This window comes from Streptomyces sp. NBC_00683 (genome assembly GCF_036226745.1).
In the GTDB taxonomy this organism is placed as follows: Bacteria; Actinomycetota; Actinomycetes; order Streptomycetales; family Streptomycetaceae; genus Streptomyces.
This window is the reverse complement of sequence record NZ_CP109013.1, coordinates 4683483-4710017: the sequence shown is the minus strand read 5'-3', so window position 1 is coordinate 4710017 and position 26535 is coordinate 4683483. Positions and strand designations below refer to the sequence as shown.

22 protein-coding genes are annotated in these 26535 nt (G+C 70.1%); 4 read left to right on the top strand and 18 right to left on the bottom strand.

Features of this window, described 5'->3' with window-relative positions:
* Positions 1 to 119 precede the first annotated feature (119 nt).
* The 9 genes from OG257_RS21155 to OG257_RS21115 all read right to left on the bottom strand — a co-directional run bounded on the left by OG257_RS21155 (position 120) and on the right by OG257_RS21115 (position 10290).
* The gene (locus tag OG257_RS21155; protein WP_329209676.1) at positions 120 to 935 is read right to left on the bottom strand and encodes an ABC transporter permease; all 816 of its coding nucleotides are present in this window, start codon (positions 933 to 935) and stop codon (positions 120 to 122) included.
* Positions 936 to 973: 38 nt separating this feature from the next.
* Entirely contained in the window at positions 974 to 1810 is an 837-nt protein-coding gene (locus OG257_RS21150) for an ABC transporter permease (protein ID WP_443054449.1), read from the bottom strand.
* Positions 1807 to 2805, bottom strand: coding sequence for an ABC transporter ATP-binding protein (locus tag OG257_RS21145; protein ID WP_329209674.1), 999 nt, complete (start codon positions 2803 to 2805; stop codon positions 1807 to 1809). Before OG257_RS21145 ends, OG257_RS21150 begins: the two co-directional genes overlap by 4 nt.
* A gap of 108 nt (positions 2806 to 2913) precedes the next feature.
* The gene (locus OG257_RS21140; RefSeq protein ID WP_329209672.1) at positions 2914 to 3924 is read right to left on the bottom strand and encodes an ArsR/SmtB family transcription factor; all 1011 of its coding nucleotides are present in this window, start codon (positions 3922 to 3924) and stop codon (positions 2914 to 2916) included.
* A gap of 54 nt (positions 3925 to 3978) precedes the next feature.
* A complete protein-coding gene (locus OG257_RS21135; RefSeq protein ID WP_329209670.1) occupies positions 3979 to 5493 on the bottom strand; it encodes a DUF7059 domain-containing protein in 1515 nt (504 codons plus the stop codon).
* Positions 5494 to 5670: 177 nt separating this feature from the next.
* Positions 5671 to 6297: a small secreted protein gene (locus tag OG257_RS21130; protein ID WP_329209669.1), complete on the bottom strand. Its 627-nt coding sequence runs from the start codon at positions 6295 to 6297 to the stop codon at positions 5671 to 5673.
* A gap of 282 nt (positions 6298 to 6579) precedes the next feature.
* Positions 6580 to 9021: a sodium-translocating pyrophosphatase gene (locus OG257_RS21125; protein ID WP_329209667.1), complete on the bottom strand. Its 2442-nt coding sequence runs from the start codon at positions 9019 to 9021 to the stop codon at positions 6580 to 6582.
* A gap of 268 nt (positions 9022 to 9289) precedes the next feature.
* Positions 9290 to 9730, bottom strand: coding sequence for an ATP-binding protein (locus tag OG257_RS21120; protein WP_329209665.1), 441 nt, complete (start codon positions 9728 to 9730; stop codon positions 9290 to 9292).
* Between the two features lie 206 nt (positions 9731 to 9936).
* Positions 9937 to 10290, bottom strand: a complete 354-nt coding sequence (locus OG257_RS21115) for an STAS domain-containing protein (RefSeq protein ID WP_003967428.1) — start codon at positions 10288 to 10290, stop codon at positions 9937 to 9939.
* A gap of 79 nt (positions 10291 to 10369) precedes the next feature.
* Between OG257_RS21115 and OG257_RS21110 the strand changes: the two genes are divergently transcribed.
* A complete protein-coding gene (locus OG257_RS21110) occupies positions 10370 to 12862 on the top strand; it encodes a DEAD/DEAH box helicase (protein WP_329209663.1) in 2493 nt (830 codons plus the stop codon).
* A gap of 329 nt (positions 12863 to 13191) precedes the next feature.
* Here OG257_RS21110 and OG257_RS21105 read toward each other — a convergent pair whose 3' ends face one another.
* The 7 genes from OG257_RS21105 to ssd form a co-directional block, all read right to left on the bottom strand.
* Positions 13192 to 13614, bottom strand: a complete 423-nt coding sequence (locus OG257_RS21105) for an Rv3654c family TadE-like protein (RefSeq protein ID WP_329209661.1) — start codon at positions 13612 to 13614, stop codon at positions 13192 to 13194.
* 47 nt (positions 13615 to 13661) lie between these two features.
* Positions 13662 to 14120 carry a TadE family type IV pilus minor pilin gene (locus tag OG257_RS21100; protein WP_443054448.1) on the bottom strand — a complete coding sequence of 153 codons (459 nt, stop codon included), beginning with the start codon at positions 14118 to 14120 and terminating at the stop codon, positions 13662 to 13664.
* Complete coding sequence (locus tag OG257_RS21095; protein WP_329215238.1) at positions 14107 to 14319, bottom strand: DUF4244 domain-containing protein; 213 nt, start codon at positions 14317 to 14319, stop codon at positions 14107 to 14109. Before OG257_RS21095 ends, OG257_RS21100 begins: the two co-directional genes overlap by 14 nt.
* Before the next feature lie 81 nt (positions 14320 to 14400).
* Positions 14401 to 15204, bottom strand: coding sequence for a type II secretion system F family protein (locus tag OG257_RS21090; protein ID WP_329209657.1), 804 nt, complete (start codon positions 15202 to 15204; stop codon positions 14401 to 14403).
* The gene (locus OG257_RS21085; protein ID WP_329215236.1) at positions 15201 to 16046 is read right to left on the bottom strand and encodes a type II secretion system F family protein; all 846 of its coding nucleotides are present in this window, start codon (positions 16044 to 16046) and stop codon (positions 15201 to 15203) included. The genes OG257_RS21090 and OG257_RS21085 overlap by 4 nt, the downstream gene beginning before the upstream one ends.
* A 23-nt stretch (positions 16047 to 16069) precedes the next feature.
* Positions 16070 to 17218: a TadA family conjugal transfer-associated ATPase gene (locus OG257_RS21080; protein WP_329209655.1), complete on the bottom strand. Its 1149-nt coding sequence runs from the start codon at positions 17216 to 17218 to the stop codon at positions 16070 to 16072.
* Positions 17215 to 18354 (bottom strand): septum site-determining protein Ssd, encoded by a 1140-nt coding sequence (gene ssd, locus OG257_RS21075; RefSeq protein ID WP_329209653.1) that lies wholly within the window; start codon positions 18352 to 18354, stop codon positions 17215 to 17217. Before ssd ends, OG257_RS21080 begins: the two co-directional genes overlap by 4 nt.
* A 500-nt stretch (positions 18355 to 18854) precedes the next feature.
* On the opposite strand from ssd, the gene OG257_RS21070 reads away from it, so the two are divergent.
* On the top strand, positions 18855 to 19694 hold the full coding sequence (locus OG257_RS21070; RefSeq protein ID WP_329209651.1) for an HAD family hydrolase: 840 nt from the start codon (positions 18855 to 18857) through the stop codon (positions 19692 to 19694).
* Between the two features lie 425 nt (positions 19695 to 20119).
* On the opposite strand, the gene OG257_RS21065 is transcribed toward OG257_RS21070, so the two are convergent.
* Positions 20120 to 20944, bottom strand: coding sequence for an oxidoreductase (locus OG257_RS21065; protein ID WP_329209649.1), 825 nt, complete (start codon positions 20942 to 20944; stop codon positions 20120 to 20122).
* Between the two features lie 102 nt (positions 20945 to 21046).
* Between OG257_RS21065 and OG257_RS21060 the strand changes: the two genes are divergently transcribed.
* The gene (locus OG257_RS21060; protein ID WP_329209647.1) at positions 21047 to 22042 is read left to right on the top strand and encodes an ATP-binding protein; all 996 of its coding nucleotides are present in this window, start codon (positions 21047 to 21049) and stop codon (positions 22040 to 22042) included.
* 153 nt (positions 22043 to 22195) lie between these two features.
* On the opposite strand, the gene OG257_RS21055 is transcribed toward OG257_RS21060, so the two are convergent.
* The gene (locus OG257_RS21055) at positions 22196 to 23521 is read right to left on the bottom strand and encodes a hypothetical protein (RefSeq protein WP_329215234.1); all 1326 of its coding nucleotides are present in this window, start codon (positions 23519 to 23521) and stop codon (positions 22196 to 22198) included.
* A gap of 284 nt (positions 23522 to 23805) precedes the next feature.
* Here OG257_RS21055 and OG257_RS21050 point away from each other — a divergent pair, with 284 nt between their 5' ends.
* A complete protein-coding gene (locus OG257_RS21050; protein ID WP_329209645.1) occupies positions 23806 to 26400 on the top strand; it encodes a SulP family inorganic anion transporter in 2595 nt (864 codons plus the stop codon).
* Positions 26401 to 26535 lie beyond the last annotated feature (135 nt).

The following is a 26535-nucleotide window of genomic DNA, read 5'->3' as shown; positions in this document are numbered from 1 at the left end:
AGTCGTCGCATCGGCTGTCGCACGGCTACCAGGTACCAGCTATCCGCACCGAGGGGACGGTGCCACGCCGGGGCGTCGCCGATGCGAACCCCGGGTGAACAGCACGCTCCGAAGGCGATTCACATCACGTCGAGAGTCGCGCGGCGCCGGCTGCCGCGCTCGAATGCGGCGAGCAGGGCGACCGCGAGCAGCGCATACCCCGCCCCGACCGCGAGCTCCGCCCCGAGGAGCCCGCGGTCCAGCCCGCCGCCTGCGGACAACTGTCTGGCGGCATCCGCGGCATGGGTGAGCGGAAGCATGTCCCCGGCGGCCCGCATCCACCCGGGCAGGGTGTCGCGCGGCACGTTCGCCCCGGTCAGCAGGAGCAGTACGGATCCGGCCACATTCGACACGAGGAAGACATCCCGGAATCGGAGCCCCAGCGCCCCCAGCGCCAGTCCGAACGCGGAGCAGCCCGCGGACGCGGCGAGCAGGACGGCGGCCAGGCCGGGCACCGCCCCGAGCGGAATCCGCAGACCGAGCAGGAGCAAGCCGGCCGTGAGCGTGAAGACGCTGATCAGAAGGCCGTTGAGCACATACGGCAGAGCGCGGCCGAACCAGAGCGGAGCGCGACGGCGGGGGCTGAGGAGGACCGCGCCGAGGGTGCCGTAGCGGCGCTCGTTGGCGATGGCCATGGTGCCGCCGTAGACGCATGCGGTGGAGGAGGCGATCACGGCGTTGCCGAGCAGGTAGAACCGGTCGTCGGCAACCCCGAGCTCCCGCCCGAGGAAGACGAAGAACAGCAGTTGCAACAGCGGCCCGACGAGCAGTGTGCCGATGAACATCGGGGGTGTCGTCCAGTTGAAGAGCGCACGGTACGAGATGCCGCCGCCCACGACGACAAGTCGGGCCGTGCGGACGGCTCCTGAAACGGCGCGGGACGTGAGGGAGGGCATGCGAAGGCTCCTGAAGAGGTCCGGGGGCCGCCTGGTCGTCAGGCGAGCGAGAGAGTGGCGGCGGCCCGGGCGCGGTGTTCGACCCGGCCGAGGACCAGCACCGCGAGCAGTGCGTAGAGCGCGCCGAGGGCGAGCGCCGCACCCATCGGGATCAGCACGCCGGAGACGGCGGGACCGCCCGAGACCGCCGCGTGCACGGCCCGCGAACCCCAGGTGGTGGGCAGGACCCAGGAGACCGGCCGCGTCCAGTCCGGCAGCACGGTGATCGGCACGAGCATTCCGGACAGCAGCCACACGGGTGCGTCCAGCGGGTTGGCGAGCGCGTTGGCGTTGCGCAGCAGAACGAAGGTCGCCGCGAGCAGCAGGCCCATCAGCCCGAGCGCCAGGACGCAGACCGGCACGGCGACCAGGAAGAGCACCGGATGCGCGAAGTCGAGCGGCACATCGAAGAGCACGGCTCCCCAGAGCACGGTCGCGCCCATCGCGTACGTACCGATGACGGCAGTGGCGAGAGTGATCGGCAGCAGCACGAGCGACAGCGGGGTCGGCGAGCTGACGAGTGTTTCCAGGGTGCCGAGCCAGCGCTGGTTCTGGACGGCGCCGCCGGAGCCGAACAGCACCGAGGACCAGATGCCCATCAGCCCCGCTCCGACGGCTGCGGTGAGGAGCCGGTCGGGGTCGTCGGCGGCGCGGAAGAGGTAGACGGCGAGGGTCGCGTGGACCAGTGGGACGAGGACGGCGAAGGTGATTTCGAGCGGGGAGCGGCTCATGTACGAGACATGGGTGCGCACGCCCACGACGATCAGCCGCAGGACCCGGACCAGCGTCGTTCCCGTCGTGCCGGTCGGCCCCGTCGTGCCGGTCGGCCCCGTCACAGCGCGGCCTTCTCCCGGCCGGCGGTCTCCGCATCCTCGACGATCGCGATGTACGCGTCCTCCAGAGTGGGTTCCCGGGTGACGACCCGTCCGATCCGGATCCCTTCCAGCGCCGCAAGCACCTGCCCGTGCGGCTCCGTACCCCGGTCGGTCTGCACCGTGACCGTCTGCCCGCTGCCCCGCTCCTCGGCGGCCACGCCCCGCACACCGGGCAGGGCCCGGATGCGGTCGAGGTGTTCGGCGGCCGCCCCGTACGCCTCGATTTCCAGGATGTCGCGTTCCTGGACGCGCGACTTGAGCCGGCCGGGGGTGTCGAGTGCCCTGATCGTGCCTCCCGCGATCACCGCTATCCGGTCGCACAACTCGTCGGCCTCGGCCATGTAGTGCGTCGTCAGCAGCACGGTGGTGCCGCCGGTGCGCAGGTCCGCGACGGTACGCCGCAGGTCGCGTGCCGCGACCGGGTCGACGCCGATGGACGGCTCGTCGAGGAACAGGACCTCGGGCTTGTGCAGCAGACCGCGGGCGATGTGGAGCCGCTGGCGCATGCCCCGCGAATAGCCCTCGACCCGCTCCCCCTCCCGGCCCGCGAGACCGACGAGGTCGAGCAGTTCGGCGATGCGGCGTTTCCGGTCGCGGGGCTCGACGCCGTACAGCTCGGCGAAGTAGCGCAGGTTGTCGAGGGCGGAGAGGCGGTCGTAGAGACCTCGGTCGCCGCCGAAGACATATCCGATGCGGCGGCGCACGGCGACCGGCTCGGACGCCACGTCGTAGCCGAGCACCCGGGCCGTACCCGAGGTCGGCAGGAGAAGGGTGTTGAGCATCTTGATGGTGGTGGTCTTGCCCGCGCCGTTGGGACCGAGAAGCCCGAAGAGTTCGCCCCGTGCCACCTGGAAGCTGACGCCGCGAACGGCCTCGGTCCGGGTGCGGCGGGGGCGCAGAAAGCCCGTGCGGGCGGTGTAGGTGCGGCGGAGATCTCTCGCCTCGATGGCTGGCATGGCGGTGAGGCTAGGGCCGGCGCAGCCGCCGAGGACATCGATTCGGGGGCGGCCGAATCGTGGCGGGCGAGGCGGTGCCGGTGGCCCCGGGCCGTACGGTCCGGGGTCTCAGGACACCGCGCGCAGTACGTCCTCCCCCGACAGCAGTGCGAGCAGGGCCCTTCCCGTGTCGGTGAGTTGGTAGTACACACTGCGCCCGACACGGTGCCTGGTCACCACATCCGCGTCGGCAAGGACCGACAGATGCTCGGAGACCGTGCTCTGCGCAAGCCCCAGCCGGTCGGCTATCCCAGCCGTCGTGAGGGGCCCGCCGAGCTGGCGCAGGACCGATGCCCGGCCGCGGCCGAGCAGCAGCCCCAGCCGGTCGGCCGACCCGGCCCCCGGCTCCACGGGGCGTTCGCGCAACGCGGCGGCGCCCCGGGCCTGGAAGGACACGGCCATGACTTCGGGGTCGTCCGTGGAGTAGAGCCGGCAGCCCTCCGCGAAGACCAGCGGGACCAACAGCAGCCGCCGCTCGCCCGCCCGGTACTCGGCGTCGATGTGCTTCGTCAGTTCCAGAACGGGCGGCGTCCACCTCGCCCGCGCCTCCAGGCCGGCGAAGAGCGCGTCGATGCCTTCGGTCGCGAAGGTCCGGGCCCGGATGAGCACCTCGTCCTCGACGAGGCGGCGCATGGTCGGCCAGTGCTGTGCCAGCGCCCCGTCCCAGTAGGCCGCGTAGGCATCCGCAAGCGAACCGCAGGCGGCCTCCGGATCGTCCAGATACGGGCGGACGTACGGGTGGTCCTCGAGCCCCGCGTAGTGCTCGGCTATCCCCGCCCGCACCACACCGGCCGGCGTGGCCCGGATCAGGTCCAGCTCCGCCTCGACCGACGAGGCACCGATCGGTTTCGGCAACAGGAAGTCCGGGAAGCCGGTCGGTCCCTCACTCAACAGCCGCAACGGACGCGTCCGGTCGTCCTCCTTCAGGACCTCACGGGCCCGCACCACCCACGCCTCGTACGGCCAGGAAGGAACCCGGTGCGCCCGTGCGAGGTGCATGCTGCAGAAGGCGTCCCACAACGGGCTGATGGCGATCCGGGTCGCACCGAGTGCGGCCTCGTCCAACTCGATACGGATCACGGGGCCTGCGCCTCGTCCAGCTCGACACGGATCACGGGGCCTGCGTCACCGCGCTCACGCACCGCCCCTCACCGGCTCCAGGAAGCCCTCCTCCACCAGCAGCCGGATCGCCTGCGGGGTGCGGTCGCGCAGCAGCACCGGGTCCTCGGCCATGAGCTGGGCGATGGCGTCCAGGATCCTGCCCGCGGGCAGCGAGCCGTCGCACACACCCGCGAACCCCGCCCCGACCGCGTCGACCTTGGTGGCCCGCCGCATCCCGCGGTTCTGACGCAGCACCACATGCTCGGGGTCCTCGGCGCCCGGCAGGCCGACCTGCTCCTGCACCACCTCGTCGGAGAGGGTGAAATGCGCTGCCAGCAGCGCGGCGTCGTCATGCTCACGCAGATAGTCCTGCCGGACGAAGTGGGCTTCGACGGCCGGTCCGAGGGGCTGCTCCACGGAATGCGGCCACTCCTCGATCACGACCGACGGATCGCCGGCAGCCGCGGCAGCGGACTTCCTGAGGGTGATCCACCCGAAGCCGACCGCCTTGGTGCTGCGGGCCTCGAACTCGTCCAGCCAGGCTTCGTACCGCTCGGCGTAGGCGGCAGGGTCCGTACGGTGGTCGCCGCTGTCGCGCAGCCAGAGCTCGGCGTACTGCGTGATGTCCTGCACCTCGCGCTGCACGATCCAGGCGTCACAGCCCTGCGGCACCCAGGAGCGCAGCCGGTCCTGCCACTCCTCGCCCTCCACGTGCTGCCAGTTGGCGAGGAACTGCGCGTAGCCTCCCTCGTTCAACCGGTCGCCGGCCTGCTGCACCAGCGTCCTGCACAGGTCGTCGCCGCCCATGCCGCCGTCGCGGTACGTCAGGCGGGCGCCGGGCGAGATGACGAAGGGCGGGTTCGAGACGATCAGGTCGTACGTGCTCGTGCCGACCGGCTCGTACAGGGAACCCACACGCAGATCGGCCGGAGCGGCGCCGGACAGGGCGAGCGTGAGCCGCGTGAATTCCAGGGCGCGCGGATTGACGTCCGTGGCCGTGACCTGGGTGGCGTGCTGAGCGGCGTGGAGCGCCTGGATGCCGGAACCCGCACCCAGATCGAGGGCGGAGGCGACGGGCCTGCGCACGGTGATCCCGGCGAGCGTGGTGGACGCCCCGCCGACTCCGAGGACGACGGCCTCCTCGTGCGAGCCGATCCCGCCCGCACCGCCGACAGCACAACCCAGGTCGGAGACGATGAACCAGTCCTCGCCCTCGGGCCCGCCGTACGGCCGGACGTCGACGATCGCCCTGACGAGGTCTCCCTCACGGACCACCCAGCCGTCCTCCACGCACTCCTCCAGCGGGAGCGCTGCGGCAGCCCGGGCGGCCGGGACGGGGCTCTGCAGAAGGAACAGCCGCACCAGCGTGTCGAGCGGCGAATCCCCGCGGGTGGCCCGGAGTGCCGGGACGGTCTCGCTGCGGGCGAGCGCGGCGTAGGCGGGCGCGCCGAGCAGCTCCAGGAGGCCGTCGGCGGTGAAGGCCGCGGCGATCAGGGCCTCGCGGAGTCGGGGTGTGCGGGCGGATGCGGGAAGGCTGGTCGTACTCACCCGCCCATTGTGTCCGCTCCCACCGACAACGGCAGCGGTCCGGCACCCACGAGGGGCGACCGGACCGCTTCGAACGGGTCCCGCGGCGGCTTCTCATCCGCCGCAGGCCCTCGCTCGCAGCCGGCTTCTCACTCGGCCACGACTTCTTCCGTGCTTCTTGCTCTGCTTCCCGCTCCGCTACGCCTTCTTGCTCGCCGAGGCGGAGGGGGAGGCCGGCTTCGATGCCGGGGCGGACGGAGCGGCCGCGGGCGGGGCGGAGGCCGTCGGCTTCTGACAGCCCTTCTGCTTCGCCATCGCGGAACCGACCTCACCGGACTGGAGCTTCTTCAGAGCCTGGTCACCGTTGGTGCTGATCTTGTTCAGCTCGTCGGCGATGCCCTTGAGCCCGTCGGCGAACTTCGACTGGTCCTCCGTGTCGAGCGCGTCGACCTTCGTCTTCAGGCTCGCGTAGGCAGCCGAGGAGGCGTTGAGCTCCTTCACGGCCTCCTGCTGCGTGGTCTCGCCGTCGTCCACGGGCGGCGGGCCCGCGGACTCCACGGCTGTGCCCAGCGACTTGTACGCCTGCGAAATCTGCTGGAAGGCGGCCGAGTCGGTCTTCTGGACGTCGGCGGGCTTGCTGTTGTCGGCCGTCTGCTGCTGGATCGCGGCATTGGCGTTCGCGATTTTCTGCAGCTGCGGCTGGACCTGGTCGCAGACCTTCTTCGCCCAGTCGTTCACCTTGTCGTCGCCGTCATCGCTGCAGCCCGACAGCGTCAGTACGAGTACCGCACCGCCGGACAGTGCGGCCGCAAGCTTCTTGTTCACCGGATTGGGTCCCTTCCAAGGCTCTCGGCCCCGGAACTTACACGCCAAGTGGGCGACATTCTGGCGCCGGTCATCCGATGTGCGTGCTTTTGCAGCCATTTGCACCAAGGGGAATGAGGGAGATACAACTCACCTGAACGCTCGGCCACTCGTGCGGACACTCCCTCGCACGAGTGAAATCTCCGGGCCCGCAAAAAAGGCGGACGGCGCATCAGAATGCGCCGTCCGCCCATGCGCCACCCAGGTGCTGCCTACGCGGTCACCCGCCCGTCCCGGCGCGACTCACGAAACAGCGGCAGGATCAGTGGACTTGACGGGACGGCCACCGTCTCCGCCGTCGCCGCCCGATCCGTCGTCGTCGCCCATGGCGATCCCGCGCCGCTTGGAGACGTAGACCGCCCCGATGATGACAACGATGGCGAACACGGCCACCACCGCTCGAACTCCCGCACTCGCGTCATCGCCGTAGCTGAACTGCACCACCGCAGGGGCGATGAGCAGCGCCACCAGGTTCATCACCTTGAGGAGCGGGTTGATCGCCGGGCCCGCCGTGTCCTTGAACGGGTCACCGACCGTGTCACCGATGACCGTCGCGGCGTGGGCCTCACTGCCCTTTCCGCCGTGGTTGCCGTCCTCGACGAGCTTCTTGGCGTTGTCCCACGCCCCGCCGGAGTTGGCGAGGAAGACGGCCATCAGGGTTCCGGTGGCGATCGCTCCCGCGAGATACGAGCCGAGCGCGCCGACCCCCAACGTGAATCCGACCGCGATCGGCGCCAGGACCGCGAGCAGCCCGGGGGTGGCCAGCTCACGCAGCGCGTCCTTGGTGCAGATGTCGACGACGCGCCCGTACTCCGGCTTCTCCGTGTAGTCCATGATCCCGGGATGCTCACGGAACTGGCGCCGCACCTCGTAGACCACGGCACCCGCGGAACGGGAGACCGCGTTGATGGCCAGCCCCGAGAACAGGAACACGACGGCAGCACCGAGGATCAGACCGACCAGGTTGTTGGGCTGCGAGATGTCCAGACTCAGCCCCAACTCCCCCGCCTGGGCCCCGACGTCGTCGACCGCCGTCGCGATCGCGTCCCGGTACGAGCCGAAGAGCGCCGAAGCCGCCAGCACCGCGGTGGCGATCGCGATGCCCTTGGTGATGGCCTTGGTGGTGTTGCCGACGGCGTCCAGGTCGGTGAGGACCTGAGCCCCCGCGCCAGTGACGTCGCCCGACATCTCGGCGATGCCCTGAGCGTTGTCGGAGACCGGGCCGAAGGTGTCCATCGCCACGATGACACCCACGGTGGTGAGGAGTCCGGTTCCGGCGAGAGCCACGGCGAAGAGCGCCAGCATGATCGATGTCCCACCGAGCAGGAACGCCCCGTAGACACCGAGACCGATCAGGAGCGCGGTGTAGACGGCCGACTCCAGGCCGATGGAGATGCCGGCGAGGATCACGGTCGCCGGGCCGGTCAGGGAGGACTTCCCGATGTCCCGGACGGGGCGGCGGTTGGTCTCGGTGAAGTAGCCCGTGAGCTGCTGGATCAGTGCGGCGAGCACGATGCCGATGGCGACCGCGACCAGGGCGAAGACCCGCGGGTCGCCGCCGTGCGAGGTGATCGCACTGTCGGTGACCCCGTCCAGGTCCGCGTACGAGGACGGCAGGTAGACGAAGACCGCCACCGCGACCAGGACCAGTGAGATCACCGCGGAGATGAAGAATCCGCGGTTGATGGCCGTCATCCCGCTGCGGTCGGACCGCCGCGGGGCGACCGCGAAGATCCCGATCATCGCGGTGACCACGCCGATCGCCGGGACGATCAGCGGAAAGGCCAGCCCGGCATCACCGAAGGCCGCCTTGCCGAGGATGAGTGCGGCGACGAGCGTCACCGCGTACGACTCGAAGAGGTCGGCGGCCATCCCTGCACAGTCACCGACGTTGTCGCCCACGTTGTCGGCGATGGTGGCGGCGTTGCGCGGATCGTCCTCGGGAATGCCCTGCTCCACCTTGCCCACGAGGTCGGCACCCACGTCGGCGGCCTTGGTGAAGATGCCACCGCCGACCCTCATGAACATGGCGATCAACGCCGCGCCGAGGCCGAATCCCTCCAGCACCTTGGGCGCGTCGGCGGCGTAGACGAGGACGACACAGGAGGCGCCGAGCAGACCGAGGCCCACCGTGATCATGCCGACCACACCGCCCGTACGGAAAGCGATCTTCATCGCTTTGTGCGAGACAACGGTGAGATCCTTTTCCGGTTCGCCCTCCGCCGGAGTCGCCTCACGCGCTGCAGCGGCGACGCGCACATTGCTGCGCACGGCGAGCCGCATGCCAATGTATCCGGTGGCCGCCGAGAAAAGCGCCCCCACCAGGAAGAACAACGAGCGGCCCGCACGCTGCGACCAGTTGTCGGCCGGCAGCAGCAGAAGCAGGAAGAACACAACGACGGCAAAGATGCCGACGGTACGCAGCTGCCGGGCCAGATAGGCGTTCGCGCCCTCCTGGACGGCCGCCGCGATCTCCTTCATCCGGTCGGTGCCCTCACCGGCCGCCAGGACCTGGCGGACCAGCAGCTGGGCCACGACCAGCGCGGCGAGGGCGACGGCCGCGATGACGACGACGATCAGCCGGTTGTCATCGGTGAGTACCGCGGCTGCGAGTGAGGTGGGCCGGCCGGAAGGTACGGAAACGTGCGTCAGTTCTGCGAGTGGGGTGTTGAAGAACTCCGCCATACGTCCTCCTTGACGCTCAGCGCTCAAGACGTGGACGGATTGTAGGGAGCAGAACCGGATCAAAACAGTGGGTGGTCAATGAAATCGGCTACCGCCCACACAATGACAAATGATCTCTTCCGGGATTCCACCCGAATGCAGTAATGGGACAGTCGCATGGCACCCGTCGGGAATTCATAGATCATCGATCAAGCAGACATGAAAAAGGCCCTGCTCAGCAGGGCCAGATAATCCTGATCACATGTCTCACCCGAGGGCGCGGCACACCTCAGGGAAGCACTACCGCCGACGCCGTCGGCCAGGTCATACGGATCACTCCGCCGTCCGTGCCAGAACGGACTTCCACGTCATCGACCAACCCGCTGATGACGGCGAGGCCCATCTCGTCCTCGACATCGGCATCCGGCTCGTCGAGCCCCCCGGCTCCGCCGCCCGCCAGTGAGGTGTCACTGCCGGGGCCCGGCACTCCGTCGCCGACCTCGATGGAGAACGCCTTCTCCTCCTCGGTGAGCACGACCGTGACCGGAGCGGTGATGTCATGACTGCGGTGCAGCCCGACAGCACGACTGCACGCCTCGCCGACGGCGAGTCTGACCTCGTCGAGCACCGCCTCGTCGACGCCGGCCCTGCGTGCCACGGCGGCTGCCACAAGGCGGGCCGTCCTGACGTGTTCGGGCTGAGCGCTGAAGCGGAGTTCAACGGTTGGCATGCCATCCCCCTCAAACGTACGGGCGTGCTTCTCAGGGGCCCGGGCGTGGCGCCCGGTACCCCTGCTCTCAATTCTCCACCGGAAACCGACGAAGCCGGCAGTCGACCAAATGGGTCGACCGCCTGCTCCTGGCGGCCCGTCTGCTGCCGCCTGTCGGCCTGTCACAACCTGCCGGCCGGCCGAAGAACGGCCGGCCTGCGCCGACGTCAGTCGGTGGCCGCTACAGCCTCGTCGACCGTGGTGTGAATGGGAAACACCTTGGTCAGGCCCGTGATCCGGAAGATCTTGAGAATGCGCTCCTGGTTGCACACCAGTCGCAGCGAGCCCTCATGGGCCCGCACACGCTTCAAGCCGCCCACGAGCACGCCGAGACCGGTGGAGTCGAGGAAATCGACACCTTCCATGTCGACAACCAGGTGGTAGCTGCCGTCATTCACCAACTCGACCAACTGCTCGCGCAGCTTGGGCGCGGTATACACATCAATCTCGCCACCGACCTCGACGACCGTACGGTCGCCACCAGGGCCGGACACATTGCGAGTCGACAGGGACAGGTCCACGGATCCTCCAGCACCTTGCTATCGAGCGGTCGCCCCTCAGTCTCCCCGACGGAGGCCAGGGGACGGATCGCCAGCCGCGATGGCATTCAATCACTTACCAGCAGCCATGCACGACGCCTTGGGACCATTGTCCGTCACGCCAGTGACACACTCGATGCCGATGGCCAAGAATCACCGCCCCAGTCGACCGCCCGAGAGCGAGGGTTCCCGCCCCTCTCCGGACATGGTCCTCGACCGGCTCGCCGCAGGGGCGGGCCGGGCTGCGCGCATCACTCATACGGAGCACTTGCCCCCGCGCACGGGAACCCATGCCATCTGGCCGGATCGCATCCGGCCAGAAGTGATCGCGGCAATTGCCCAGGCAGGAATCGACCATCCGTGGGCGCACCAGGCCGCCGCCGCCGAGTACGCCCTCGACGGCGAATCCGTCGTGATCGCCACCGGAACCGCGTCCGGCAAGTCCCTCGCCTACCTCGCCCCGGTCCTGAGCACCCTCCTCGACGGCTCACAGGCCCCGAACGGCCGAGGCACCACCGCCCTGTACCTCGCGCCCACCAAGGCCCTCGCCGCCGACCAGCGGCGCTCGGTGAAGGCGCTGGCAGCACCGCTCGGCACCGCGGTCCGCCCCGCCGTCTACGACGGAGACACGCCGGTCGAAGAACGCGAATGGGTGCGCCAGTACGCCAACTACGTCCTGACGAACCCCGACATGCTGCACCGGGGAATCCTGCCCTCCCACCCCCGCTGGGCCTCCTTCCTGCGCGCCCTGCGCTTCGTCGTCATCGACGAATGCCATACCTACCGGGGCGTGTTCGGGTCCCACGTCGCCCAGGTACTACGCCGTCTGCGCCGCCTGTGCGCCCGCTACGGCTCCGATCCGGTCTTCCTCCTCGCCTCGGCCACCGCGGCCCAGCCCTCGGTCGCGGCGGGCCGCCTCACAGGCCTGCCCGTCAAGGAGGTCGCCGACGACGCCTCGCCCCGTGGCGAGACCGTCTTCGCCCTCTGGGAGCCGCCGCTGACGGAGCTGCACGGCGAGAAGGGGGCCCCGGTGCGCCGTACCGCCACGGCCGAGACCGCCGAGATCCTGACCGATCTGACCCTCCAGGGAGTCCGCTCGGTTGCCTTCGTACGCTCCCGGCGCGGCGCCGAGCTCATCTCCGTCATCGCCAAGGAACGCCTGGGCGAGGTGGACCGCTCCCTGCCGAAGCGGATCGCCGCCTACCGCGGCGGCTACCTGCCCGAGGAGCGCCGCGCCCTGGAGCGCGCCCTGCACTCCGGGGAGCTGCTCGGACTGGCCGCCACCACGGCCCTGGAGCTCGGCATCGACGTGTCGGGCCTGGATGCCGTCGTCATCGCCGGATATCCGGGTACCAGGGCGTCCCTGTGGCAACAGGCCGGCCGCGCCGGACGCTCCGGCCAGGGCGCTCTGGCCATCCTCGTCGCCAGGGACGACCCGCTGGACACATTCCTCGTCCATCACCCCGAGGCCCTGTTCCAGCAGCCCGTGGAGTCGACGGTCCTCGACCCGGACAACCCGTACGTCCTCGCCCCGCACCTGTGTGCCGCGGCCTCGGAGCTCCCGCTCACCGAAGCCGACATCGCCCTCTTCGGTCCCGCGGTGCCCGAGCTGCTACCGCAGCTGGAGGCGGCGAAGCTGCTGCGCAGACGGGCGGCGGGCTGGCACTGGACCCGCCGCGAACGGGCCGCCGACCTCACCGACATCCGCGGCGGGGGCGGCCGCCCCGTCCAGATCGTCGAGGAAGGAACCGGCCGGCTGCTGGGCACCGTCGACGAATCGGCCGCGCACACCGCAGTCCACGAGGGCGCCGTCCACCTCCACCAGGGCCGCACCTACCTGGTCAGGAAACTGGATCTGGAGGACTCGGTGGCCCTGGTCGAGGAAGCCGTCCCGCCGTACTCGACCACCGCCCGCGACACCACCGCCATCGCCGTCCTGGAGACCGACACCGAGATCCCGTGGGGCGACGGGCGGCTCTGCTTCGGCTCGGTGGAGGTCACCAACCAGGTCGTCTCCTTCCTGCGTCGCCGGGTGATCACGGGGGAGGTCCTCGGCGAGACGAAGCTCGACCTGCCTCCCCGCACCCTGCGCACCCGGGCCGTGTGGTGGACGGTCACCGAGGATCAGCTCGATGCGGCCCGGATCAATCCCGAGATCCTCGGTGGCGCCCTGCACGCCGCCGAACACGCTTCGATCGGGATGCTGCCGCTCTTCGCCACCTGCGACCGCTGGGACATCGGCGGTGTCTCCGTGCCGCTCCACCCGGACACACTCCTCCCGACCGTCTTCGTGTACGACGGACACCCGGGCGGCGCCGGATTCGCCGAACGGGCCTTCCACACCGCCCGCACATGGCTGACGGCGACCCGCCAGGCCATCGCTTCCTGCGAGTGCGAGGCGGGCTGCCCCTCCTGCATCCAGTCCCCCAAATGCGGCAACGGCAACGAACCGCTGCACAAACGCGGTGCCGTTCGCCTGCTCACCGAACTCCTCAGAACCGCGCCCCCGGACCCCGGAGAGAACCGCCCCGAGACGAAACCCGCCGAAGGCTAGACACCCGCGCGACTGTCCGGGCCGGTGCCGAGGCCTAGACACCCGCACGGCTGTCCGAGCTTGTGCCGAGGGGCTGAGCCGGTGGCGCCGTGCAGAGCAGGCCCGCAGGGCTGGGCCGGGGTCGCGGGCCAGGCCGGGGTCGCGGGCCGGGCCGGTGCCGGTGTCCCGGGCCTGTGCGGCAGGAGCCTGGCCGGAGCGGCTGTCCCCGACCGGTGCGGCAGGGCCGAACGGTGCCGCAGAACTGGGCCGGTGTCGCAGTCCCAGCCGGCTTCACTGCCCCGGCCGCGTCGGCGTGGCGGGCGGCCGGGCCGAGCGCCGGCCTGGCCGGCTTACGGCGGTGACGGCGATGGCGTGGCGGACTGCGGCGGGTTGGACGGTCCGGTCGCCGGTGGCCCGGCTCGGGACCTGACCTGCGGCGCATAGGGGCCAAAACGCGCGCGGGCCGTCACATCGGCGATCTCGCCCTGGATCGCGCACCGCACCACCTCTGCCCCCTGTGCGCCCGCTACACGCCTCGCCGCCCCGCACGCCTCAGATGAGCCCCTCAGTGCCCTGTCCGCCGCAGCGAGGGCTGCCAGGTCCGCCGCACCGGCCGCCTTGTGGCGGGCACCCACGGCCTGCCCCAGGGCAAGCACCACCGCGAACACCGCGCACAGGGTCGCCGTCGTCATGGCCACCCACACCGTCGCCAGCCCCTGGTCCCCCGCTCCGGCCCTCTTCCCCGGCCTGAGCCACTTCCCCGCTCCCTTCACGTCGCCGCCCCCTTCACGTGGCCGCCCCTTTCACGACTCGGCCCCTTTCATGACTCGGCCCCCACCGGCTCGGCTCCCACCGTGTCCTCGGCCGACGCAACCGCCTCTGCACTCAACGTCAGGGCAAGTGGCCCCGGTCCTGGGGTCGGGGCCTCCACCCGGACCCGCCACAGCTCCCCGGTCCGCTGCACATCGACCCGTGCCCTGCCCGGGGCCGCCTCCCGCGCCGCGGAGAGCACCGCCGCCTCCGGCTCCGAACGTGCCGCCGCACGCGCCCCGGCCCGTGCGGCGTCCACACAGCGGATCTGGTCCGCCGCCGCAACCAGCGCCCACACCAGGGCAAGGGCGAAGGCCACCAGCACGGGGATGGCCATGGCTGCCTCCGCCGTCACCGCGCCCCGATCCCAGTCCCGGCCCCGGTCTTGATGCCGGCCTCGGTCCCGGTCCGGGCCCCGGTCCTGGCCCCTGGGTCGGCCCTCCCTGCGAGCCGTCTCAGAACTTGGCATCGAGCGCGTCCTTGATCAGCGACTGCATCGCCGAGAGCACAGGCCCACTGGTGACCACCTTGTAGAGCACCGCCGCGAACGCACAGGCAGCGATGGTTCCCACCGCGTACTCGGATGTCGTCATCCCTCGGTCCTGCCGGCCGGACCGGACGAACCTGTCGACCCACACGCGGCGCACCGCGCTCAGTGCTCGTCCCATGACGTTCTTGCCCATCTCAACCCCCGTTGACCTTCGAATTTGGTTCGGAGCAGGTGCCCGAAGCGGCACCTGCAACTTCTGTCAGTTGCCGTGCAACAGGCCCGTCGCCAGCCCGATCACCACCGGCGCCACTCCCACCGCCAGAAAGGCGGGCAGGAAGCAGAGCCCGACGGGCGCGGTGATCAGAACGCCCGCACGCTGGGCACGTGCCACGGCGGCACTCGCGCGCTCGGCGCGCATCTCGTCCGCCAGCCGGGAGACCGATTCCGCTGCCGGCGCCCCCGTTGCCCCGGCCCGTTCCAGACAGCGGGCCAGTGGACCGGCGCCCGGTATCTCTCCGAACCGCCCCCACGCATCGCCTGGTTCGCCCCCCAGCCGGATCTCAGCCGCCGCACGGGACAGCCGGTCGCCGACGGGACCGCCCAGGGATTCCCCAACGGCCTCCGCCGCCTCCCGGGGCCCGGCGCCCGCTGAGATGCAGGCCGCCAACAAATCTGCGGCCAGGGGCAATTGCCGGGTCACCAACGTGGCCTCCGCCGCCTCCTGGGCACCGGCCTCCCGGCTTTGTCCGGATCGCTGCCACCGCCACATCCCGTACGCCACAGCCAGACCGGTCCCCCAGCCGGCCGGCCCGCCCACAAGGATCCAGCCGGTCGCCCAGACGCCCAGGAGCACCGCCCACCGCTGGGCACGGCTCCTGCCCTTCGCTCCCCGGAACTTCCACACCCGCCGCGGACCGGAGCAGACGGCCAGCAACAGCGCGCCCCTTCCGCGTATCGCCCGCTCCCGCCGCCGTCCGGCAAGAGCCAGCGCCACATACACAGCCGCGCCCAGAACTGCTCCGGCCACACCGAGCCGGTGCGCCTCTTCGGGCAGTCCGCTCACGGTGCCTCCCCGGCCCGGACGATCCGCCCCGCCCAGAACAGCCCCGCCGTTTCCAGGAGACCGCCCGTCACCAGACAGACCAGCCCTCCCGGGCTGTGCAGCAGCACCCTCAGCGGGTCCGCACCGAGCGCCGCCCCCAACCCCAGACCCACCACCGGCAGCAAGGCCAGCACCACGACCGTGGACCACGCGCCCGCCAACTGCGCCCGTAACTCCTCCCGTCGACGCCGCTCGGCCCTCAACGCCCCTTCCAAGCGGTCCAGACCGGCGGCGAGACCCGCCCCGCCGTCGACCGCCACCCGCCAGCAGGCCGCCACCCCCGCGAGCCCGTCCAGACCCGGTCCGGCCGACGCCTGCCGCAATGCGCCAGGCACATCGCCGCCGAACCGCGCAGCCGCCAGCACCGCGGCCTCGGCCGTGCCCAGAGCTCCCGCGTTCCGCCCGGCGGCGAGTAACGCCTGCCCCGGCTCTCGCCCTGCCCGCAGCTCACCCACCACGGCCCCGCAGAGCGCCGCCACCGCTTCGGCCGCCCGCTCCCGCTCGCCCCGCAACGCCCGCCGTCGCAGCCATCGCCGCACCAGAGGCACCGCCACGACCCCCGCGAGCAGGGGCAGCACCGACTCGCCAAGCACCGCGAGAAACACCGCTACAGGGGCACACAGCCATTCACGCCGCGTGTCGAAGTACGTACGGACCATGGCCCCCACGGCCCCGAGCCCCCGCCGCTGCGCCCCTCCTGCCCCGAACAACGCCCGCGCCCGCCGCACGCCCGGGTCCCGCAACACCGTCAACCCGGCCGCCAGGCCGGCGCAGACCGCCATCACCAGTGCCAGCACCTGCATCAGGGAACCCGGACCGGCGGCCGTCACGGCGCACCCCCGACCAGCGCCCCCAACTGCTCCCAGCCGCGGTCCCGGACGAATCCGTCAGCGCCCCAGCGCAGCGCGGGCACCGTGACCACCAGCCCCGCCGGATCCCGCTCCAGCACGTGCAACTCGGCGAGCTTCCGTTGCCCCGAGCGGTCCCGTACGAGATGGAGCACCACGGACAGCGCGGCGGCCAACTGGCTGTGCAGCGCTGCCCGGTCGAGCCCCGCGGCAGTTCCCAGGGCCTCCAGGCGGGCCGGGACGTGCTCCGCAGCGTTGGCGTGCACCGTGCCGCATCCGCCTTCGTGTCCGGTGTTCAGCGCGGCCAGCAACTCCGTCACCTCGGCACCTCGCACCTCTCCCACCACCAGCCGGTCGGGGCGCATGCGCAATGCCTGGCGAACCAGGTCCCGGAGCGTCACCTGCCCCGCCCCTTCCTGATTGGCGGGGCGAGACTCCAGGCGCACCACGTGCGGGTGATCCGGGCGCAGTTCCGCCGAGTCCTCGGCGAGCACGATGCGCTCCCGCTCCCCGACCGCGCCCAGCAGGCTCGACAGCAAGGTCGTCTTGCCCGCGCCGGTTCCTCCGCTGATCAGGTACGAGACCCTCGCCTCGACCAGCGCTCTCAGGAACCGGTCACCGCCGGGCGGGACCGTGCCCGCCCCGACAAGTTCCGCCAGAGCGAAGGCCCGGGGCCGAACCACCCGCAGCGACAGGCACGTCGAGCCGACGGACACCGGCGGCAGCACCGCATGCATCCGGGTCCCGTCGGGCAGTCTCGCGTCCACCCACGGCCGGGCGTCATCCAGCCGGCGCCCCGCCACTGCGGCGAGCCTCTGCGCCAGTCTCCGGACGGCTGCCGCATCCGGGAACATGACTCCGGTCAGCTCGAGTCCGCCTCCCCGGTCCACCCACACCCGGTCCGGCGCGGACACCAGTACGTCGGTCACCGCCGGGTCTGCGAGCAGCCTTTCCAGCACGCCCGTACCGACCAGCTCGCCACGCAACTCCTCTGCTGCACCCAGTACTTCCGCATCGCCGAGCAGGCGGCCCTGCGCCCTGAGGGCGGCCGCCACCCCTGCCGGGGTCGGCGCCTCGCCACTGCGGGCGAGACGTTGGCGAACCGCGTCGAGCAGGGCTTCGGTCATGACACGCCTCCCCCGGAATGCCCTGCGACAAGGCCGCCCCCGCTGCCCGGGGCGTCCGCCAGATCCCAGAACGCCGTACAGAACCGGGCCAGCGGACCGCGGGGATCGGACCCCGGAGGCCTGCCACCGTCCTGGGACGCCGGCAGTCCGGCTTCCCGGGGCAGATCTCCGACGAGGGGGAGGCCCAGCGCGTGCGCCACCCACTGCTCGTCGAGCCCCGCCGCATATGGGCCCCGCGCGACGACCCTCAGGTCCTCAAGCACCATGCCGGCCGCCGACGCGACGCGTTTGGCTGCCGCAACCGCCCTGAGCTCGCCAGGCACCACCAGAAGCCCGAGGTCCAACTGCGCAAGCGCCTCGGAGACACTTTCGTCGACTCTGCGCGGCAGGTCCACGACGACCACCCCGCCGAGCCGACGGGCGGCCGCGAGCACCGCGTGCATGGCCTGCGGCGGGATGACCACCTCGTCGTCCCGCCCCCAACTGAGCACGCGCAGGCCGTGCAGCGCGGGCAGGGACTCCTCAAGTGCGCCACTGCCGACCCTGCCTTTGGAACGGGCGAAATCCGGCCACCGCATTCCGTCGTTCCCTTCGCCCCCGAGCAGTACGTCGATGCCTCCGCCCAAGGGGTCGCCGTCGATCAGCATCGTTCGCCTGCCCGACCTGGCTGCGGTCACCGCGAGCGCACAGGCGAGCGTGGATGCGCCGGAGCCTCCCCGTCCTCCCATCACTCCGACCGTGAGCGCGGGACGGCCCACACCTTCCGCCGCATTGGCGATCTGATCGACGAGCCAGCCCTCGGAATCAGGAAGCCGCAGCACATATTCGGCCCCGATCTCCACCGCCCGGCGCCACACGCCCGGGTCGTCCTGGTTGCGCCCGACGAGCATCACCCCTCGTCTGCGGGCGGCCCCGCGACACCGAAGGACCGCGTCATCACCCACCAGAACCATCGGGGCCTGTTCCCAGCCGCCCCTCCGTCCGAGGGGGCCCTGATGAACTTCCGGCACCGCCCCGGCAGCCGCGCACAGCCTCAGCAGATCGTCCAGCAACTCCACGTCCTCGGTCACGATCAACGGTCCGCCCCGCCGCTCTTCGTCGATCGGCAGACCTTCTTGTGCGAGGGATCCAGCCACGATCTCCGCCCCCTTCTCACTGCCCCGTCAGTACGGTTCGCGGCGATCTCGGACCGATCCGAGAAGCGCGATTCCGGAACCCGCGGACTTCGCGGGTGGAATCAACATGCAGCGCCTCGGAAAAACATGTGGATCTTGCTCGAAAACTGTGGACAACTTCAGCATTGTGAATATCTCGGTAGCTCATACCGGCGACTTTCGGAGCGCAGCCCTTCCGCTACACAGCGTGACGAGGCATGCTCTGGTGAGCCCGCTACAGAGTCCGGGCCGCACAGGCGCGAAGGGAGGGGAAGGCTTGATTCCGGGCGCCGAAAACGCATCCGGACATGCGACGACCCCCGCCGGGGGGGAGAGCGGGGGTCGTCCCCACGGCCGACTCGGGGGGGGAGGAGCCGGACCGGGTTAGCACGGTCGCGAACGATCCGTGACTTCCATGGTGTACCCGAGAGCCTTCTCAGGCAAACCCACCCGCCGGAGTTTACGCCGAATGGTGGGCCCCTATGCTCACCTTTGTGGAAAACTGCTTCTCGCCGCGCACAGCAGCCTTCTTTGACCTGGACAAGACGGTCATTGCGAAGTCTTCGACGCTGACCTTCAGCAAGTCCTTCTACCAAGGCGGGCTGATCAACCGCCGTGCCGTACTGCGCACCGCGTACACACAGTTCGTGTTCCTCGCCGGGGGCGCAGATCACGACCAGATGGAGCGGATGCGCGAATACCTCTCAGCGCTCTGCAAGGGATGGAACGTCCAGCAGGTCAAGGAGATCGTCGCCGAGACCCTTCACGATCTGATCGACCCGATCATCTACGACGAGGCGGCAACCCTCATCGAGGAACACCACACAGCCGGACGGGACGTGGTCATCGTGTCGACCTCGGGCGCCGAAGTCGTCGAGCCGATCGGCGAGCTGCTCGGTGCCGACCGTGTCGTCGCGACCCGGATGGTCGTCGGCGACGACGGCTGCTTCACCGGCGAGATCGAGTACTACGCCTACGGACCGACGAAGGCCGAGGCCATCAAGGAGCTCGCCGCATCGGAGGGATACGACCTTTCGCGCTGCTACGCCTACAGCGACTCCGCCACCGATGTACCCATGCTGGAGTCCGTCGGCAACCCCCACGCGGTCAACCCCGACCGGGCATTGAGGCGCGAGGCCACCCTCCGGGAATGGCCAATTCTCGTCTTCGACCGACCGGTCCGCCTCAAGCAACGACTGCCCGCGTTCTCGATGCCGCCGCGTCCGGCACTCGTGGCCGCCGCAGCAGTCGGAGCTGCCGCCCTCACAGCGGGACTGGTCTGGTACACCAACCGCCGCCGCGCCGCCTCACTCACCACCTGACGGCGGCCGCCCCGACCCGGCCCCCGACAGAAGCCGCACGATGGCTCAGCGGACACCGCCGGACAGTGTCCGACTCACCCTTATTTGAACCTAAAAGTAAAGAAGTGCAGCCAGGGCTTCCGCTACTCCCGGTCCTGGAGTACAAAGGACTCAACGGCCCGCGAGACCAAGGACATCCGAGAGGATGACCTTCGAACGCAGAGTTGGCCCCACGGACCGCGCATGAAAGCCGAGCACCCACGCGACGTCGACCCGTCGATTACGGGCCAGCCGCACCAGGTGACGGGCAAAGTACCCGACCTGATGGGCATACATCGAGGACGCTTGGTAACTGGGCGGACATGCCAGCGGCGGTACCGGAACCGGTACCGCCGCAACCCTTTTCCGGCCACCGCCCCAAGAGCGTCCGGCGGGCTACCGACGCCCTACGCAGCGCCTCGCTGCAGTGCTTCGCACACCGCGGTCGACTCCCTGGTGCCGAGCTCCACCGAGCGTCCACAGTGCGCGATCCAGGCAGCCATACCCTCCGGCTTCCCGGAGAGATAGCCCTCGAAGCCCGCGACGTACGCCGCCCGCCCCTGCTCAGCGTGGCCGACTTCGGCGGGGCAGATCGACTTCGGGTCGAGTCCGCTGCCGATCAGCACGATCCGCTCGGCAGTCCGGGCCACCAAGCCGTTGTGCGAGCCGAAGGGGCGCAGCGCCAGCAGTTCACCGTGCACGATCGAGGCCGTCACCAGCGCAGGCGCCTCACTCCCGGCGATGATCAGCTGGGACAGCCCCTCCAGACGCCCGGCGACTTCATCGGCGTCCGGCACAGGCGCCTCGATGAGCGGCTCGTCCACCGGCTCACCTGACAGCCGCGGGCGCCCGACGGCATCGTCAGGAGTTGCGCCGCCGGCCGCCACCAGGTGCAGCCGCGCCAGGACCCGCAGGGGTGACTGCCGCCAGATGGAGAGCAACTGCCCCGCCTCCGCGGTCAGCCTCAGAGCCGCCCCGATCGTGCGCGCCTCGTCCTCGCCGCTGAAGTCGGTACGCCGGCGCACCTCCTCCAGGTTCCAGTCGGCGCCCGAGAGCGCCGCCGAGCCACGCGCACCCCGCAGGGCCGCCTCCGCGGTGACCTCGTTACTGCGGCGCCGCATGACACGGTGGCCGTACACCCTGTCCACGGCCTTGCGTACGGAGTCCACCGCATCGGCGACGCCCGGCAGGGCGCCAAGGGCAGCGAGCGGGTCTGAGGCAGTCGTACTCATAAGTAGGGAGGCTACGCGCCCCCCGCACGGATCCCTCCCCGGAGTGGCCTTCTTCACGAACTTTGACAGCAGGGAGCGACAACACCGCTACCCTAGGTGAACATGAAGATCGCTTTCGTGGGGAAGGGCGGCAGCGGAAAGACCACGCTGTCCTCGCTCTTCATCCGCCACCTCGCTGCCAATGAAGCTCACGTCGTCGCGGTGGACGCCGACATCAACCAGCATCTCGGGGCCGCGCTCGGCCTGGACGAGGCGGAAGCCGCCGCGCTGCCCGCCATGGGGGCGCAGCTGCCTCTCATCAAGGACTACCTGCGCGGCAGCAACCCCCGCATCGCGTCCGCCGAGACGATGATCAAAACGACGCCGCCGGGCGAGGGCTCACGGCTGCTGCGGGTACGCGAGGACAACCCCGTCTACGAAGCCTGCGCGCGGACGGTCAGGCTCGACGACGGGGACATCCGGCTGATGGCCACCGGCCCGTTCACCGAGTCCGACCTCGGCGTGGCTTGCTACCACTCCAAGGTCGGAGCGGTCGAGCTGTGCCTCAACCATCTGGTCGACGGTCCGGACGAATACGTGGTGGTCGACATGACGGCGGGATCGGACTCGTTCGCGTCCGGGATGTTCACGCGCTTCGACATGACATTCCTGGTGGCCGAGCCGACCCGGAAGGGAGTCTCGGTCTACCGCCAGTACAAGGAGTACGCACGGGACTTCGGCGTCGCCCTGAAAGTTGTCGGCAACAAGGTGCAGGGCGAGGACGATCTCGAATTCCTGCGCGCGGAGGTCGGCGACGACCTGTTGGTCGGCATCGGCCAGTCCAACTGGGTGCGGACCATGGAGAAGGGCAGGCCGGCCCCGTTCGATCTGCTGGAGGCCGACAACCGGATGGCCCTGCAGGCCCTGCAGAACGCCGCGGAGGACTCGTACGAACAGCGCGACTGGGAGCGCTACACGCGCCAGATGGTGCACTTCCACCTGAAGAACGCGGAGAGCTGGGGCAACGAGAAGACGGGTGCCGACCTGGCTGCCCAGGTCGACCCCGCCTTTGTGCTGAAGGAACGCTTCACGGACGTAGGCGCAGCCCAGCCGGCCTGACCCCCGAGCAGGCGGCCCGCCCACCGGCGGCCTGCCCACCGGCGACCGCTGAGCGGCGAACCACTCCCCGGCCGACGAACCCCTGACCGTCGGCGGGCCCACGACCCGATGACGGGGCGGTCGACCGGCCGGGCATGCCCCGGACGAGGGGGCCTACTCCGCGCTCCCGTCGGCGCCCTTGCCCGCCGACCGGCCGTCAGGCCCGGCCGGCACGGGGCTGCCGGCGGGCTTCCTCGGGGCGGCTCCGCCGAGGAAGGACGTCCAGCCCTGCTTGGGCTCCTGACCGACCTGCAGCGTTCCGAGCTTGGACAGCGTCGCCGGGTCCTGCGCATCCAGCCAGTCGGCAAGCTGGCGGAAGGAGACACACCGCACGTCCTGCTGGGTGCAGACGGTTTTGATCGTCTCCTCGATGGCACGCATGTAGGTGCCGCCGTTCCAGGACTCGAAGTGGTTGCCGATGATCAGAGGTGCCCGGTTGCCCGTGTACGAGCGGTTGAAGGCCTGGAGCAGACCGTCCCGCATCTGGTTGCCCCAGTAAGCGTGCTGGTTCGGGTCCCCCTGCGTCGTGCCGGACTGGTTGAACATGAAGTTGTAGTCCATCGAGAGGGTCTCGAATGCGCGGCCGGGAACCGGCACGAGCTGGAGGGGAAGGTCCCAGACGCCGTCCTTCTTCGCGGGCCAGACCTGGTTGCCGATGCCGCTCGAGTCATAGCGGAATCCCATCGTCCGAGCCGCTGCGACCATGTTCTTCTGCCCTTCGAGGCAGGGCGTGCGCGCGCCGACAAGTTCCTTGTCGTAGTCGAAGGGCAACGGCGCTTCGGTCTTGAGCAGCGGGGCGTTGGTCTTCCAGTTCTTCACGAAGGACTTCGCCTGGCTGATCTCGCTCTTCCACTCCTCGACGGACCAGGTCCCCACACCACCGTCCGGACCGCAGAAGTGTCCGTTGAAGTGGGTGCCGATCTCGTTTCCGTCGAGCCAGGCGGCACGGAGTTCGTCCAGCGTGTCGCGGATGCCCTCCGTGTCGTTGAAGCCGATGTCGGAGCGGCCGGCCGAGTGCTGCGGCGGGTTGTAGAGGGCCTTCTTCTCCTCCGGCAGCAGATACACGCCGCTGAGGAAGTACGTCATCGTCGCGTCGTACTTCTTCGCGACACTGCGGAAGTGCGAGAAGAGCTTCTGGCTGTCCTCCCCCGCCCCGTCCCAGGAGAACACGACGAACTGCGGTGGCTTCTGGCCTGCCTTCAGGCGCTTCGCCACGGGGAGTTTCGGCTGAGATCCGGTGTAGGCCGTCGAGCCGTCACCGATGACCTTGACCGCGCCCTTGGGCGCTGCCGCCGGGGAGTGCTCCTCCGCGTCGGCGGCCGACTTCTTCCCGGTGCCGGAACCGGCACCACCGGCTCCCGTACCCGAGCAGCCCGCCAGGCCGGCAATCAATGCAGTGGCTACGGCGCCCAGGGCGATCCTCTTCGTGGCGGCCATCATTCCGTCCACCCTCTTCCTTGCAGAAGTCGTGCGTTGAAGTGCCACACGGCGCCGTCAACGTCGCACGCAGTTCCGGGTGAATCAGTACGACAAGCCGGATGAAAAGCTGCTTATTCACTTGAATGAGTGACTCAATGGGCTATGTGATCGAAAACGTGGACACAGTTCTTTACTCTGCATTACGATCCGTTTACTGAGAGTTGAGAAATCCCGCCGCTGCACGCCGTGACCCACGGCCGCGTCATCACGTTCCGCGACCGCGCTGCCCCGGAGGAGACGGGAACATGTCTGCCTGCGTCCCTACCCGCAACGACCACACGTCCCGCAGTTCGCGCCCGCCCCGAGCCTCGGGGATCAAGCGACCGCACAGCCCCCCACCGCCGCCCGGAGCCCGTCGTTTCCGCATCTCGGGCGCCAATCTGTCCGCATCGATCACTGTCTTTCTGATCGCCGTCCCCATGTCGCTCGGCCTCGCCGTCGCCATGGATGCCCCGCTCGAAGCCGGACTGGTCTCAGCGGCCATCGGCGGCATCGTCGCCGGACTGCTCGGCGGCGCTCCCCTCCAGGTCAGCGGCCCGTCCGCCGGACTGACCGTGGTCACAGCCGAGCTGATCCAGATCTACGGCTGGCGAACCACCTGCGCGATCACCATCGGCGCGGGGCTCCTGCAAATCCTGCTGGGCTCGTTGAGAGCCGCCCGCAGTGCACTGGCCGTCAGTCCTGCCATCGTCCACGGCACTCTCGCCGGCATCGGTGTGGCCATCGCGCTCGCCCAGCTGCACATCGTGCTCGGCAGCACACCGCAGAGTTCCGTCCTCGACAACGCCCTTTCGCTTCCTGCCCAGTTGACACAGCTCAGCCCGGCCGCGCCCTTCATCGGCGGACTGACCATCGCCCTGCTCGTCCTGTGGCCACGACTGCCTGGACGCCTCGGGCTCATGGTGGGCAGGATTCCGGCAGCACTCGCCGCCGTGGCGATCGCGACAGCCGTGGCCGCCGTGGCCACACCCGGAATCGCCCGGGTCGATCTGCCGTCCTGGAGCTCGCACGCGCTGCCCGAACTGCCGCAAGGGCCTGCTGCCGCCCTGGCCACCGCAGTGCTCACGGTCATGCTGGTTGCCAGCCTGGAATCCCTGCTCTCCGCAGTCGCGGTGGACAAACTGGCGGCCGACCGGGCAGCCGCCCCGCCCAAGGACGGCACAACACCGGCCACGCCCGTAAAGCGCTCCGATCTCGACCGCGAGCTGCGCGCCCAGGGCATCGCCAACGCGCTGGCGGGAATGTTCGGAGGGCTCCCCGTGTCCGGGGGTGCGGTGCGCAGTTCGGCGAATGTACGCGCGGGAGCGACGGGGCGATCCGCCACGGTGCTGCACGGCGTCTGGGTGCTGCTCGCCGCCATGCTGCTGGTCGCGGCTCTCGAGTGGATCCCGCTGGCTGCGCTCGCCGCTCTGGTGATGGTGGTCGGCATCCAGATGGTCAGCTTCGCTCACATCCGTAACGTCCATAAGCACCGCGAATTCCCGGTGTACGGAGCCACGATCACCGGGGTGATCCTGGCCGGCGTCCTCAAGGGTGTGGCGATCGGAATCGCCGTGGCCGTGGTCATCGCGCTGCACCGGCTGGCCCGCACCAGGATCACGGTGTCCGAGCAGGAGGGCAGGTATGTGGTGACCGTCCGGGGGCAGCTGACCTTCCTGGCTGTTCCCAGGCTCAGCCGGACGCTCGGGCGGCTCCCCCAGGGGGCCGACGCGATCGTCGAGTTGGACGGCTTCTTCATGGACCACGCGGCGTACGAGACGATTCAGGAGTGGCGTACCAGCCAGACCGCCCTGGGCGGCCGGATCGTCTTCACCGGGCGGTCCGGGGGCCGGATCGGGGAGCCTGCGTCGGCGGCCCATTCCTGCTGCCGCCCGTGGACCCCGTGGCGCAACCACCACTGCCACGACCGGTCCGAGCACGCCATCGAGAGCGCGGCCTCCACGGCGTCGGCCTCCCCGACGACACCCTCCACGGCGGCCCCTGCGTCGACCGCCGCTGCAGGCGACCGACGCGGCGCGCACTGGCTGCTCAGGGGCCTGAGCTCCTTTCAGCGCACCACGGCCCCCTTGGTTCGCGAGGAGCTGGCCCGGCTGGCAGCCGAGGGCCAGCGGCCCTCCCAGTTGTTCCTCACCTGCGCCGATTCCCGCCTGGTGACAAGCATGATCACCTCAAGCGGCCCCGGGGACCTCTTCACCGTGAGGAACGTCGGCAATCTTGTTCCGCTGCCGGATACGGAGAGCGAGGAGAGCAGCGACGACTCCGTGGCTGCCGCGATCGAGTACGCGGTGGATGTGCTGAAGGTCGAGTCGATCACCATCTGCGGTCACTCCGGATGCGGCGCCATGCAGGCGCTGCTGGGGGGCGCACCGGATGCTCCCAGAACCCCCCTGTGGCGTTGGCTGCGGCACGGCCTGCCGAGCCTGGAACGCATGAGGTCCCGCCACCACACCTGGGCACGCATCTCCGGCCGGCTGCCCACCGATGCGGTGGAGCAGCTCTGTCTGACCAACGTGGTCCAGCAGTTGGATCATCTGCGGGCCCATGAGTCGGTCGCGCGCCGGCTCGCCGCGGGCACCTTGCAGCTCCACGGCATGTATTTCCACGTCGGCGAGGCGCAGGCGTACCTGCTGACCGAGGGAGAGAGTTCCGGCACCGGCCCCGACGAGGTCTTCGCCCGGGTCGCACCCGGCCCGGAGCCCGGCCCGGAGCCCAGCTGGGACCCCAGCCGGGGCCCCGGCCCTGAGCTCACCGCTGAACTCGCCCCTGAGCCCAGCCCCCAACCCTGCGGTTCCCCTGTCCGAGCTGCCCACGCAGTACCCGGCACAGCGGTCGACGCCTGAACCGCATGTGTCCCAGGTCCGTGAGACCTTGTGGTCCCGCTTCCACAGTGCGCAAAAGCCACTTGTGGAAGCGGGGCGCGTGCCCCCATACACGAGACACAGGTCTAAACCAATTCCCGGCAGACACTTGTCACC